Origin of the sequence: Terrirhizobium terrae (genome assembly GCF_030323265.1) — a bacterium.
GTDB lineage: Bacteria > Pseudomonadota > Alphaproteobacteria > Rhizobiales > Rhizobiaceae > Neorhizobium.
Window position 1 is genome coordinate 3,969,671 of sequence record NZ_CP104992.1, and the last position, 13,015, is coordinate 3,982,685.

At 61.4% G+C, this 13,015-nt stretch carries 9 protein-coding genes, 1 other RNA gene and 2 pseudogenes; 3 read left to right on the forward strand and 9 right to left on the reverse strand.

The genetic code is table 11. The features are described 5' to 3' along the window. Nucleotides 1-33 precede the first annotated feature (33 nt). The 8 genes and pseudogenes from N7E02_RS27625 to N7E02_RS27660 form a co-directional block, all read right to left on the reverse strand. On the reverse strand, nucleotides 34-1,782 hold the full coding sequence (locus N7E02_RS27625; RefSeq protein WP_286581037.1) for a peptidoglycan D,D-transpeptidase FtsI family protein: 1,749 nt from the start codon (nucleotides 1,780-1,782) through the stop codon (nucleotides 34-36). Next, the gene (gene ftsL, locus N7E02_RS27630) at nucleotides 1,782-2,246 is read right to left on the reverse strand and encodes a cell division protein FtsL (RefSeq protein ID WP_286581039.1); all 465 of its coding nucleotides are present in this window, start codon (nucleotides 2,244-2,246) and stop codon (nucleotides 1,782-1,784) included. Before ftsL ends, N7E02_RS27625 begins: the two co-directional genes overlap by 1 nt. A gap of 1 nt (nucleotide 2,247) precedes the next feature. Continuing rightward, a pseudogene (rsmH, locus tag N7E02_RS27635) lies at nucleotides 2,248-3,272 on the reverse strand (16S rRNA (cytosine(1402)-N(4))-methyltransferase RsmH). A 451-nt stretch (nucleotides 3,273-3,723) separates the two neighbouring features. Then, an RNA gene (gene rnpB, locus N7E02_RS27640) (RNase P RNA component class A) lies at nucleotides 3,724-4,125 on the reverse strand. Between the two features lie 61 nt (nucleotides 4,126-4,186). Next, complete coding sequence (locus tag N7E02_RS27645) at nucleotides 4,187-5,377, reverse strand: FAD-dependent oxidoreductase (RefSeq protein WP_286581041.1); 1,191 nt, start codon at nucleotides 5,375-5,377, stop codon at nucleotides 4,187-4,189. An 89-nt stretch (nucleotides 5,378-5,466) separates the two neighbouring features. Next, on the reverse strand, nucleotides 5,467-6,102 hold the full coding sequence (locus N7E02_RS27650) for a lytic transglycosylase domain-containing protein (RefSeq protein WP_286581043.1): 636 nt from the start codon (nucleotides 6,100-6,102) through the stop codon (nucleotides 5,467-5,469). A gap of 264 nt (nucleotides 6,103-6,366) precedes the next feature. Next, a complete protein-coding gene (locus tag N7E02_RS27655; RefSeq protein ID WP_286581045.1) occupies nucleotides 6,367-7,131 on the reverse strand; it encodes an N-acetylmuramoyl-L-alanine amidase in 765 nt (254 codons plus the stop codon). Further along, nucleotides 7,128-7,871, reverse strand: coding sequence for a J domain-containing protein (locus N7E02_RS27660; RefSeq protein WP_286581047.1), 744 nt, complete (start codon nucleotides 7,869-7,871; stop codon nucleotides 7,128-7,130). The genes N7E02_RS27655 and N7E02_RS27660 overlap by 4 nt, the downstream gene beginning before the upstream one ends. 392 nt (nucleotides 7,872-8,263) lie before the next feature. On the opposite strand from N7E02_RS27660, the pseudogene N7E02_RS27665 reads away from it, so the two are divergent. From N7E02_RS27665 to N7E02_RS27675, 3 genes and pseudogenes are all read left to right on the forward strand, one after another. Beyond that, nucleotides 8,264-9,474 (forward strand): annotated as a pseudogene (locus N7E02_RS27665) (pyrophosphate--fructose-6-phosphate 1-phosphotransferase). Between the two features lie 54 nt (nucleotides 9,475-9,528). Beyond that, nucleotides 9,529-10,164 (forward strand): hypothetical protein, encoded by a 636-nt coding sequence (locus N7E02_RS27670; RefSeq protein WP_286581049.1) that lies wholly within the window; start codon nucleotides 9,529-9,531, stop codon nucleotides 10,162-10,164. A gap of 112 nt (nucleotides 10,165-10,276) precedes the next feature. Continuing rightward, a complete protein-coding gene (locus N7E02_RS27675; RefSeq protein ID WP_286581050.1) occupies nucleotides 10,277-11,335 on the forward strand; it encodes a transglycosylase SLT domain-containing protein in 1,059 nt (352 codons plus the stop codon). On the opposite strand, the gene N7E02_RS27680 is transcribed toward N7E02_RS27675, so the two are convergent. Beyond that, nucleotides 11,336-12,676 (reverse strand): serine hydrolase domain-containing protein, encoded by a 1,341-nt coding sequence (locus N7E02_RS27680; RefSeq protein ID WP_286581051.1) that lies wholly within the window; start codon nucleotides 12,674-12,676, stop codon nucleotides 11,336-11,338. It abuts the gene before it with no gap. Nucleotides 12,677-13,015 lie beyond the last annotated feature (339 nt).

Genomic DNA, 13,015 nt, shown 5'->3' on the forward strand with positions numbered 1-13,015 from the left:
ACGATCACGAATCGTTGCCCGAGTTGTTATCGCTCAATAAGACACAAGCAGGGCAGAACCGTCATTGCCGAATTTCGGCTTTACACCGAGAATGGGGGCTGCCCGGCTGATGATCTCCTTGACCATCGGCGCGGCCGATGTCGCAGCCAGTGCCGCGCCATTGCCCTTGTCGGTCTTCGGCTCGTCGCTGAAGCTCAACACCACATATTGCGGGTCGCCCATCGGGAATGCGGACAGGAACGCGTTGAAGTTCTTGTCGTGAACATAGCGTCCGTTGACGATCTTGTCCGCCGTACCCGTCTTGCCACCGACGTCGAAGCCGGCGACGCGCGCGTTGCGACCCGAACCATTGGCACCGTTCCATTCGAACAGATAGCGCATGTCGCGGCTGGCGGTCGCCGTTAGTACCTGCGTCGCGACGAGGTCGGCCTGCTCTTTCGTTCTCGGCAGGAAGGTCGGCTCAATCAGCTTGCCGCCGTTCATCAGCGCAGCACCCGCAACAGCGGTCTGCAACGGCGTGGTTGCCACACCGTGACCAAAGGAGATCGTCACCTGGTTGATCTTCTTCCACTCACGCGGCTGGCTCGGTTGCGCGATTTCCGGAAGCTCGGTCTTCATTTTCGTGAGCAGGCCGAGCTTGGTCAGGAATTCCTTGTGCCCCGGTATCCCCACCATATCTGCGATCTTTGCAGTACCGATGTTAGAGGAATACTGGAAGACTTCAGGAACGCTCAGGAACCGGCCCTTGCCATGAAAGTCCTTGACCGTGAACCCGCCCATGCGGATTGGAAAGCGCGCATCGATACTTGAGGACAGGTTGATCTTGTTTTCGTTAAGACCCATGGCGATGGTGAAGGACTTGAAGGTGGAGCCCATTTCGAATGTGCTGTTCGTCATGCGGTTCATCCAGCCCTTTTCGGCATCCACACCGTTAGGGTCGTTCGGATCGAAATCCGGCGCCGAAGCCAGCCCGAGGATTTCGCCGGTGCGCACGTCGATGACGGCAGCACCCGCGCCGATCGAATTGTATTTACCGATCGACGAGGCAACGACATCGTGAACGATCGCCTGCACGCGAAGGTCGATGGACAGCTTCACCGGCTCGAGCGGCTGGTTCGACGTCATGCCGACGGCTGCGAGGTCCGCAAGCCCCTGCGTGTCGATATAGCGCTCCATGCCGGCAACACCGCGGTTGTCGATATTCACGTAGCCGATGATATGCGCAGCGGTCCGACCACCCGGATAGAAGCGGCGCTTTTCCGGTCGGAAACCGATGCCGGGAATGCCGAGCGCCAGGATCTGGCTCTGCTGCTTCGGCGTCAGCTGACGACGCAGCCACTGGAAACGCGAATTGGACTTGAGCCTGGAATAGGTGGAGCGGATGTCGAGGTCCGTCAGCACGGTCGAGAGTTTCTCGACCACCTCGTCGGCATCGACGATCTTGTGCGGCTCGGCAAACAGCGAGACGGTGCGGATGTCGGTCGCCAGCAATTCGCCATTGCGGTCGACGATATCGGGGCGCGACGCCATCAGCCGGTCGGCGGGCAGAATGCTCGATGTCGTCTCCGGCATCGCCATCCCGTATTGCACCATACGGCCGCCGATCACGCAGTAGAAAACCGTAAAGCCCGCGATCAGCAGACCGACGCGGTTGCGCGCCTGGGAGGATTTCCGCTTGCGGGTGCCTTCAAACGCAGCGCCCGGGACGATCGCCCTGCCCTTGCGGTCGGAGGAGAAATGCGCCCTGCGCTTGACCACCATTATCCGAGAAAGAAAAGTCATTAGCGATTCACCGAACCAGTGGAGATTGCGTCGGGAGACCAGCCGCGCGGCAGCGGCAGGGGAATTTTCGGCGCCGGAGTGGCCTTGGCGGCTTCGACGCCCTTCAGCGCCGCAGCCACTTCGCCCGACTTGCCGGCAATGATGTCTTCGATCGTCGTTTCCGGCTGCGGCAGCTGCGATTTCAGCATCGGCAGTTCCTTCGGCATTGCGAGCTGCGTCGGGTCGGTCGGGATGAGACCGAGCTCGGCGTCATAGACCTTGGAAAGCGGCTGCAGACGATTGGGCTGGGTCAGAAGCGCCCAGTCGGCCCGCAGCAGGTCGATCGTGTCGCGCTCCAGCTTGATCTCCGATTCCAGGCGGCGGACTTCGGTCAGCTTCTCGTCGGCACGATGCTTGATGCTGTAGGTGACGACCGCCATCGCGGTCATCACGCCGATCAGCACGAGATCGAAACTCCTCAGCATCTCAGGCTCCCATGGTCGCGAGGCTGGCCAGATCGGGCAGCGCGAAGATCGAAAGGTCTGCGGCACCGGGGGCAGCGGTGGTACGAACGCCCATGCGAAGCTTTGCCGAACGGGCGCGCGGATTGATCTCCGCCTCGGCCTCGCTGGCGGCCACCATCTGCTTGCCCGGAAAATCGAAAACCGCGGGGCGAACATCGACGGCCGGCATGTGCCGAGAGCCGGATGCCTTGCCCGAACGGTCGGAGAAGAACTGCTTGACGATCCGGTCTTCCAGCGAATGGAAAGTGACGACGACAAGACGCCCCCGGGCTTCAGCGACCGCTCAGCCGCAAACAGCGCACGGGCAAGCTCGCCCAGCTCGTCATTGACGAAGATGCGCAGCGCCTGGAAGACGCGGGTCGACGGATGGATCTTGTCCTTGGCGCGGCGCGGATTGACCGTCTCGATCAGATTGACGAGATCGCGGGTTGTCTTGAACGGCTCACTGGCGCGGCGCTTCTCGATGGCGCGCGCGATACGGCCGGCATGCTTTTCCTCGCCCAGAAAACCGAAGATGCGGATCAGATCACCGACCTTGGCGCGATTGACGACATCCGCCGCAGAAACACCATCGGCCGACATGCGCATGTCGAGGGGGCCGTTGCGCTGGAAGGAGAAACCGCGCTCCGCCTCATCGATCTGCATAGAGGAAACACCGATATCGAGCACGACGCCATCGAGCCCGCCCTCGGGCGCAAATTCAGCAAGCTGCGAAAAACGTGAATGAACGAGCGACAGGCGCCCCTGATGCTGCTTGACCAGCGCCTGACCCGCAGCAATGGCGGTCGGGTCGCGATCGATCGCGATCACCGAAGCCCCCGCAGAAAGGATCGCGGACGTATAGCCGCCCGCGCCGAAGGTACCATCGAGGATGACCTTGCCCGCCTCGGGCTGAAGCGCATGGACGACTTCGTTCAGAAGAACCGGAATATGGCGCACCGGGCCGCCTTCGGCCTCGACGTCAGCACCATCCGATTTCGTCACCATACTGCACTCCTGCCGCCATCGGAGCGCAGGCCCGCGCTCCATTCCTGTCGCCGTGAAACCTCAGACCCTTCGATCACCGACCAGCCAAATCGCCGGCAGAGACCCGAACAAAACGCCGCCCGATCGAAGCATTCGATTGTGAGGCGGAAGACCGCCCAGGCGCAGCGAAAGAATGGAACGACATTGGACCACAGGGACATCGGCGGGACAGGCTCCGCTAGCCCATCCCAGACAGCATTTATTTATGACCCGTTAAGTTTAACAAAGCGTTACCAAGGCCACTCGCGGGGACATCACGGAGACATCAACGAATTGCGATTTCCGCCTTGTTTTCAATCTGTTGAAACAACGGCCCCATTGCCGCACGGCAGTTCTTTTCAAAAGCACTCGGCACGCGGCCGTTAACACCCGGCCGCTTGCCGAGTGCTTTCCCCATTGGATCAAAGTGAGATTCGCCAGTTGGCCTGTAAGCCGGGTTCTGTATGGCCCCGATGCGAACACCGGAACGTGGCAGCCATTCATCTGGGACGATGCTTGCACATCGCCTCGCGCAACCCACCCGGATGACTGGCCCAGAAACAGGCTGTAGGCGCTTGCGCGCCCCGCGTCATCCCTATTCGGTCTTGCTCCCGGTGGGGTTTACCTTGCCGCCGCTGTCACCAGAAGCGCGGTGGGCTCTTACCCCACCCTTTCACCCTTACCCCGCGTGAAGCGAGGCGGTTTGCTTTCTGTGGCACTTTCCCTGAGGTCGCCCTCGCCGGACGTTATCCGGCACCGTGTTTCCGTGGAGCCCGGACTTTCCTCACCCTACCGCCTTTCGGCATTGGTAAAGCGCGGCTGCCCGGCCAACTGGCATCGGCTGCATAGACGGTTTGATCGGCAAAGGCCACAGCAAAGAATCCGCCGCGCGATCCTCAGGCAAAGCGCGCCGAGAACGGAACGTTATAGGCCTCGTCCTGGATTTCTCCGTGGAAGATCAGTTCCGCGCCAAGCCGCCCGATCTCGTCAGAGCTCTTGGCGGCAGTACCGCATCCGCCGGTCAGCACTGCGATATTCGGAGAATCGGTAAAGGCGATGGACGGGTAACCCGTCTCGGTCTTGGAGACGACACAGGCGCCGGTCGAGATCCGGCTGCGGTCGATGCCCGGAACCAGCGTCTCGATGATCCCGGCATGATGATCGCGCACCGTCTCGCGGCCGCCCGACCGGAACCAGGCCCGCATCTCCTCTTCGGACGTGACGAGCTTGTCGCTATTGTCGCCACCGATCTTCAGATAGACCTTGCCGTCCGGATAGCGCACCGGCGGCAACAGATAGATGTGGTTGCTCGGATCACGGGGTTCGTAGATCAGCGACGGCATGCCGGAGAACTTTTCAAGTTCCTCATCCGGAATGTGGAAGAAGGTGACGGTCCGCGCATAGACGGACATCTCCACCCGGCGCGGCAGCAGGCCTTCCGCCGTCGAGAACCCGCCGGCGGCCAAAAGCACGCGGTCCGCCTCGTAGACATTGCCTTCGGCCGTGGTCACCACAGCCCCGCCCTGCCCTTCGCGCACCGAGACGACGACTTCGCCGATCCGGCTGACACCCTGTTTTTCAGCGATGACGGATTGGGCGGCGACCAGCGCGCGCGGATTGACGTAGCCGGCATCGCTCGCCTGATAGACGCCTTCACATCCCGGCTCGAAACCGAAGTAGGGAAACCTGTCGGCCAGCTGGCGATCATCCAGCATCTCGATATCGACACCGAGTTCGGCAGCGGCGTTGCAGGTCCCGATCAGATAGGAATGGCCGGTACTGCGCGCCGGCCCGACCATCAGGCAACCGACGGGATGATAGAATTTCACGCCGCTTTGTGCTTCGATCTCGCCGTAGCGGGCAATCGACCGATTGGCGAGACGCGCCCAGACCTCGTTCGGATCGATGGTTCGCGTGATGCGCGCTTCATCGTAGTGGCTGCCGAACACACCCTTGTGGCTCACGGGATCGGCCGGCTCATCAGGCCCGATCAGCGCCACGCCATCGGCCCATTGCGAAAGGTGGCGGGCTGCCGCCGCCCCCATCATGCCCCGCCCGACGACGATATACTTGAACCGCTGCGCCATGCCCTGCCCCTCTGATTCCGACGGCTGAATGCTTTGTGGTGATAAGCACTTGTAGCCGTTTCCGGAATCAAAACACCAGAGGCAGGAGGTCAGTAAAGCAGCGGAAAGTTCCGATCATAGACCAGCGAGACGGTGGCGATCGACGCTGTAGCGACCGGCGCCGGGGGATCCATCGTCGCAATGACCGTCTGCACCTTGTTGCAGTAGCGCTGCGACACAGGGTTCATCCGCTTGGCACCGTGGCCCGCATTATACTTCAGGATCGTCCGACAGATCTTGCCGTCACCGAGGTCATTCGCACCGGCGAGATATTTCATGCCGAAGCGGATGTTGGTTTCCGGATCGTAGAGCCCGGTTGCCTTGCCGTCATAACCCATCAGCTTGGCGGTCGCCGGCTTGATCTGCATCAGGCCGATCTCGCCCGCGCTACCCTTCACGGTCGGGCGGAAGCTGCTTTCGATCTGCACGACGGCGAGAGCAAGCTCGGTCGGCACATCGTATTCATTCGCGTATTTCTGGATCAGCGCCTCATAGTGGCTGCGCCGAATGGCAAGCCGGTCTTCCGGCGTCTTAGCCATCGCGTCGGTCTCGCGTGTTTCCCAGGGTTTGAGGACCTGCTTCTTGACGTAAGTGATCGTTTCTCCGCCGTCCTCGGCACGCACGAAACCAGTACCCGCGGCGAGCATGGCAATGCCCACAGCGGCTGCAACAGCCAGTCTTTTCATGAATTCAGTCAGTCTCCGGATACGGGCGTCCCGTCATCATTGGGGATCGTCCCGGCAGGTAAGAGGATGAAAGATACGCACATCCATCGGACGCGTCGCCGGAAAGACGGCGCGCCACACGACCTGATCGTTTTTCTAAGCAATCCCCGCCTACACTGGTGACTGCGCGAACTGTCTGGTTAAAGCCGGAGAATGGGGAAAGTATGTGGCAATGCAGCAATCGCTAACTTTTGCCGTATCCAAGCAACGCCTGGAACCTTGCTTCTAGCTGTATTTCGGCAATGCTTTGAGCAGCCGATGCAGCGTGTCGATTGTCGAGGCATCCGCGATCCCGTCCACCAGAGCCGGGCGGAAATGGCGCTGGAATGCTTCGACTACGCCTTTCGTGCGCTCGCAGAAATTACCTGTAATCTCAAGGTCGTAACCGTAGAGCGACAGCATCGACTGCAAAGCCTCCACCGGCTGGCCGCTTTCGCCCATCTGGAAGAAACGACCGCTCGAGATCTGCGTTGGCTCGACCCAATGGCCGACACCGGCTGCATACAAAATATCCCAGGCAAAATTTTCGCCCGGATCGACCTTGCGGATGGGGGCCACATCCGAGTGTCCAAGCACCCGTTCGGGCGAAATAGACCACCGCTGGCCGCAATCCAGACACAATTGGATCACCGCATCCATTTGCACCTTCGGAAACGGCGGCAGCCCGCCGGGATGCCCAGGATTGGCGATCTCGATGCCGATGGAACAGGAATTGATGTCGGCTTCGCCCGCCCAGGCGCTCTTGCCCGCATGCCAGGCCCGCCGCGTCTCCGGCACGAGTTGGATCACACGGCCGTCCTCATGGATGAAATAGTGGCTTGAGACCTGGCTTTCCGGATTGCAAAGCCAGCTCAGCGCCTGATCGGCACTCGGCATTCCGGTATAGTGCAGGATGATCGTATCGGGCGCCATCCGCCCCACGCGCTCTCCATGGTTCGGAGACGGCTGGACCGAGGCTGCCGCATGGTCCGCGACGAAATCGGAGGTCATGCCGCCTGGCGCTCTTTCTCGATCGCCTCATAGGCGGCGTTGAGTGCCGCCATCCGCTCATTGGCCGCCGCATGCAGCGAGGCCGGCACGCCGCGGGCGATCAGGCGGTCGGGATGATGCTCGGAGACCAGCAGGCGATACTGCTTGCGGATCGCTGCAAAATCGTCCTCCGGCGAAACGCCGAGCACGAGATAGGGATCGCGCCCGTCGAGATGGACGTGACGCGCCATGATGCGGCGGAAGTGATCCTCGCTGATATGGAAGATCTCGGCGATGCGGCCGAGGAACAGCAGTTCCTTCTCATGCACCAGCCCATCCGCCTTGGCGATATGGAACAGCCCGTCGATGACATTCTCGAGCATCGGGCAGTTTTCCGTGGCACCGGATCCGCAGAGCCCGGCAAGCTTCGTCGCATAGGCCTCGTAGCCGGCGACATCCTGGCGCGCGAGATTGTAGAGCCGCGCCACATGGCGGGCTTCCTCGTCGGGAAAATCGAAGATCTGCTGGAAGGCGCGAACCTCGGCCTCCGTGACGATTCCGTCCGCCTTGGCCATCTTGGCCGACAGCGCGATGATCGCCACCGAGAAGGAAACCTGCCTGCGCGTCTCCGGGTCACCCTCGAACAATGTGCGGATCGCTTCCACGACACGGCTGAGCGCACTGCCGGCGACATCGCCGACGGCGCTCACGAGGCGCTCCCAGAGAGAGGAAATATGCAGGCAGGAAAAATCGAAAATCATGTCCGTAAATGACCAGATAACGCGCCTGATTGCAATGTGGCGAAGGGTCGCCGCCGGATTAAACTATGTTCATCTAATCCGAACAATCGGTCCAATTCATGAAAGCGACAAGCGTTCCGGATCGTCCTGACATATCGCCTGTTCCCACGATCACGATAGCGAAGATCGTATCGCAGAGTTTGGATGTTCCGATCATAATCGCCTGCCGGCTTGTGCGAAAGACTTTTCGCACACCGCAATAACCAACTGAAAATGCTCGACTTTAAGCGCTTGCGAGACAGATTGACACAACGGCGCGCTTTCTTGAGAAATTCACTTTACACGCCCTATATGCTGACGCATCCATTTCGATGACTTGTCCATAGTGAGCGCATCGGCGCGACGGAGGATCCATGGCCAAACAGAAAGTTGCAATGCTGACCGCGGGCGGTCTCGCCCCTGCCTGTCATCCGCAGTCGGCGGACTGATCAGCCGATATACCGACATCGCACCCGATGCCGAACTCATCGCCTACCGCTCGGGCTACCAGGGCGTGCTGCTCCAGGATCGAATCGAAATCACCCCGCAGATGCGCGAAAAGGCCCATCTTCTGCATCGCTATGGCGGCTCGCCGATCGGCAACAGCCGCGTCAAGCTCACCAACGCCGCCGACTGCGTCAAGCGCGGACTGGTCAAGGAAGGCCAGAACCCGCTGGCGGTGGCCGCAGAGCGCCTTGCCGCCGACGGCGTGACGATTCTCCACACGATCGGCGGTGACGATACGAACACGACCGCAGCCGATCTCGCCGCCTATCTCGGCGCCAACGGCTATAACCTCACCGTCGTCGGCCTGCCGAAAACGGTCGACAACGACGTCGTGCCGATCCGCCAGTCGCTCGGCGCCTGGACGGCCGCCGAAGTCGGCGCCACCTTCTTCGACAACGTCTCCAACGAACAGACCGCCGCGCCTCGTACCCTTGTCATCCACGAGGTCATGGGCCGTCATTGCGGCTGGCTGACGGCTGCGACCGCGCGCGCCTACATGCAGAAGACCAACGCCAACGAATATGTCGAAGGCTTCATGATGAGCAGGGAGATGAAAGGCATAGACGGCCTCTACCTGCCGGAAATGGCTTTCGACGCCCAGAAGGAAGCGGCGCGCCTGAAGAAGATCATGGACAAAAGCGGCCATGTCACGCTGTTCGTCTCGGAAGGCGCCTGCCTCGACGCGATTGTCGCAGAGCGCGAAGCCGCCGGCGAGACGGTGAAGCGCGATGCCTTCGGCCACGTCAAGCTCGACACGATCAATGTCGGCAACTGGTTCCAGAAACAGTTCGCCGCACTACTCGACGCGGAACGCTCGATGGTACAGAAATCCGGTTATTTCGCCCGCTCCGCACCGGCCAATGCCGATGATTTGAGATTGATCCAGGGCATGGTCGATCTGGCCGTGGAAAGCGCGTTGAACAAGGTATCCGGCGTCACCGGCCATGACGAGGATCATGGGGGCAGGCTCCGCACGATCGAATTTCCGCGCATCAAGGGTGGAAAACCTTTCGATATGTCGGCAAAATGGTTTGGTGACATGATGGACACGATCGGGCAGCCCTTCAAGGCGGCCTGACTTTCGTCCTTTTCTTGGCAATGACGGGCGCTGTGGGCGTCCGGGAGGGTGATGATGACCATTGAGGCATGGCTGGCTCTAGGCGCGACCGCATCGGCGCTGCTGCTGCTTCCTCACCCGCTTGCCATTTCCGTCGCCACCTATGCGCGGTCCTGGGGGCGCAAGAGCGCCCTCCTCACCGTCCCGGCGGCCATGGTGGCGATCATTCTCGCCTCCGCCATCGCAACGGCGGCGGTCGTCTGTCTGATCGCCGTCATGCCGGCAATCGATGACGCGGCGTCGTGGCTCGGCCTCTCTTTCCTGATGATCTACGGCCTTTATGCCCTGCAGGATCCGCGTCTGCGCGGCGGCGTCGCCGACAACGACAATCTCCCCGAGACCCGGCCTCTCCGCGTTTTCGCCCATTTCCTCCGGGTGACGTTCGGGAGCGGCCGCTACATCTTCCTTCTCGCCGCCATCATCGGCCAGTTCGCCAATCCCGGCACCGACCAGTTGGCATTCTCCGCCACGATCCTCGCCATTCTCGCTGCCTCGGCCTTCGCCTCCACCCTTGCCTATGCGCTCGTTCCTAAGCTTTCCACATGGAAACGACGCCGCCGCCCCGCCTCGGGGAAAGCCTCGCACAAGCCCAAAACCCTATATATCGCAAGACGCGCCGTCACCGCCGGATACCGGCGCATTGCCGCGTGATGCGTGGCCGCTTGTCGGCACGATCCGGATAGGTTAATGGAAATCGACATTCCGCGATTTCCGGGCGGTCTTGTTAACGTTCTGGGCAACGATTTTTAGTGAAAGCGACCCAATGGCGATGATGCGTTTTGTCGGCCGCAAGGCAGCCGTGGTTCTTGCCATGTCCTCTGCTTTGGCCGCATGTTCGAGCGTGGATCGTGAAGGCAATGTGGCCTCGAACGGCACGACATCGACCGAGGCAACCGCCGGCGAACAGGTTGCCGTTGCAGGCCAGCCGACAGACGGCACCGCCATCCAGGCCGGCGCCGACAATACCGTCACCCTCGTCAAGACCAGCCGCCTCCCCATTCCGGTTCCCACCGCAACCGAAGCGACCTCAGTCCAGACGGTCGCCATGGCATCGACGACAATGGCGCCCTTCGTCGCCATGCAGCCCTCGGCTCCAGCGATAACGGCGGTTGCCCCTCAGACGGCAACCACGTCCACACTCCTCGCCTCCGCCCAGACCGCACCGCATACGACCGCCAAGGCCGGACGCCTCGTATCGCCGCCCGTTGCGGCAGCCGTCCAGACCGGCCAGATCCAGCCCGCAGCAGCCCAGGCGATCGCACTCGACGAACCCGAACTGACGCCGGACATGGTAGCACTGCAGTCGGTTATTCCGACGCCTCGCCCCGCCGTACCGGGCATGTCCTCGGGAACCACCACGCTCGCCTATGCCGCCCAGCCCAAGGCCGTCGCTGCCGTCTCGGCCATCGACAACCGCATGGAATTCCCGCCGGCACCGGGCGAGCCGATGCCGGAAACCGCTGACGGTGCGCCTTCCGATCTGAAAAAGCTGATCCACCGCTATGCCGGCCTTTATGGCGTGCCGGAATCGCTGGTCCACCGCGTCGTCCACCGCGAAAGCAAATACGACCCCAAGGCCTATCACAAGAACGGCTATTGGGGCCTCATGCAGATCAAGTATTCGACCGCCAAGTCGATGGGCTACGAAGGTCCGCCGGAAGGCCTGCTCGACGCCGAGACCAACCTCAAATACGCGATAAAATATCTGCGCGGCGCCTGGCTCGTCGCAGACAACCAGAACGACAACGCGATCCGGCTCTACGCGCGCGGCTATTACTATGATGCCAAGCGCAAGGACATGCTCCACGTCCTGCAGAAATAATCAGCCGGCTTCCAGTTTCGCGATGACCGCCTTCAACAGCGGTATCGCCTGATATCCCATGGGCCGTGGTGTCAGCCCCATGCGCAGCACGACGAGATCCAGCGACGGAACGACATAGAGCTTCTGCCCGTCATGCCCGTCGATGATGAATGTGTCGCCCGGAAGCCCCTCGCGCGGGTTCGGGATCCAGGTCTGCATCTTCGAATAGCGACCGTTCGAGCTCCTGTCGGGTTCATGCATCTGCGCAACGAACCCCTCCGGCAACAGCCTCTCGCCATTCCACACACCATCCTGCGCCAGCAGCAGCCCGAACCGCGCCCAGTCCCGCGCCGTGGCATACATGTAGGAGCTACCGGCATAGGTTCCGGCGGCATCTGTCTCCAGCACGGCACTCGTCATGCCGAGCGGCTTGAACAAGGCCTTGCGCGGATAGGCGATCGCCTCCGACTGACTGCCGGCATGGTTCATCCAGATCCGTGAGAGGAGCATGGCAGTCCCCGACGAATACTTGAATGCCTCGCCCACCTTACCCTCCAGCGGCAGGCTGGCGACGAAACGCGCCATGTCCGGCTCGAGGAACAGCATGCGGGTCACGTCCGCCACCGTGCCGTAATCCTCGTTGAAGGCGAGCCCGCTCTCCATCCCGAGAAGATCCGCGACGCTGATCTGCGCCCGCCCGTCATTCTGCCATTCCGGAAAAAGCCCCGTCTCGTCCAGCCGCATCCGGCCCTCGGCCAGCAAACGGCCGATGATCGCGGCATTGACCGTCTTGGTCATCGACCAGCCGAGCAGCGGCGTATCCTTGGAAAATCCGTTGCCATAGGTTTCTCCTGCAATGCCGCCCTTGTGGACGATCACGACTCCGCGCATGCCCGGACCGGTTAAAGTTGCGTCTGAAAGCACGCCCGCAAAGGATTCGGCAGACTCGATTTTCTGCCCCTCGGGCCACAAGGCATCCGGCACATCCAGGTCGGGCGCTCGCAATTGCCTCTGGGCGATGGCCGCCGTGCCATCCGGCACCAGCGTACATCCCGTGCCCTCGCGATAGATGGCTTCGCTCGGCGCGATTTGGCCGAGCAGCCCCGCCCGGACATGCTGCGTCTCCCGGTCCACATCGACCCGCATCAGCCGCAACAGCGGATTGCCCGGCGCCTGCACGTCGAGCGAAAGCACCTCCTGCGGATCCCGATGGGCAATAAAGACATTCGAGCAGACGATCTTGGCGGTATAGCCGCTGCCGACACGAAGCAGACCGGGCGGCACGAAATAGAGCCAGCCCCCGGCACCGACCAGCAGCACCAACACGATGACGACGAGAACACGAGAAATCCGCCTGACCACAAACGCCTCCATCTTTCGGCGCGCATGCAAGCAAAATCCGATCGCGAGGAAAAGCCCGTAGTTTTCACATCCCGCGTTATCGCGTTTTCCTCCCTTGAGGTCGAATGCCGCCTCCATGCCCCTCACCAACAAAATCTAAGAATTCGCTGAGGCTAAGATCATGATTTTGTAACCTCTCCCCCAACGGGGTGAGGACCGGTCGGCGAAGCCGACGAAACGATCCAGTGAATCGTTTCGAAGGACGAACGCCTTGAGCCCAAGCGAAAGGCCGGTTGGGAAAGCGCCGAGGGTGCGGCTGGCACTTTCTCCCCCTCGGCGGGGGAGAATGGAATTTCAGCA

Excerpts from the sequence above, each read along its gene's own strand:
- N7E02_RS27625 (WP_286581037.1), bottom strand. The coding sequence starts at position 1,782 with ATGACTTTTCTTTCTCGGATAATGGTGGTCAAGCGCAGGGCGCATTTC.
- ftsL (WP_286581039.1), bottom strand. The coding sequence starts at position 2,246 with ATGCTGAGGAGTTTCGATCTCGTGCTGATCGGCGTGATGACCGCGATG.
- N7E02_RS27645 (WP_286581041.1), bottom strand. The coding sequence starts at position 5,377 with ATGGCGCAGCGGTTCAAGTATATCGTCGTCGGGCGGGGCATGATGGGG.
- N7E02_RS27650 (WP_286581043.1), bottom strand. The coding sequence starts at position 6,102 with ATGAAAAGACTGGCTGTTGCAGCCGCTGTGGGCATTGCCATGCTCGCC.
- N7E02_RS27655 (WP_286581045.1), bottom strand. The coding sequence starts at position 7,131 with ATGACCTCCGATTTCGTCGCGGACCATGCGGCAGCCTCGGTCCAGCCG.
- N7E02_RS27660 (WP_286581047.1), bottom strand. The coding sequence starts at position 7,871 with ATGATTTTCGATTTTTCCTGCCTGCATATTTCCTCTCTCTGGGAGCGC.
- N7E02_RS27670 (WP_286581049.1), top strand. The coding sequence starts at position 9,529 with ATGACCATTGAGGCATGGCTGGCTCTAGGCGCGACCGCATCGGCGCTG.
- N7E02_RS27675 (WP_286581050.1), top strand. The coding sequence starts at position 10,277 with ATGGCGATGATGCGTTTTGTCGGCCGCAAGGCAGCCGTGGTTCTTGCC.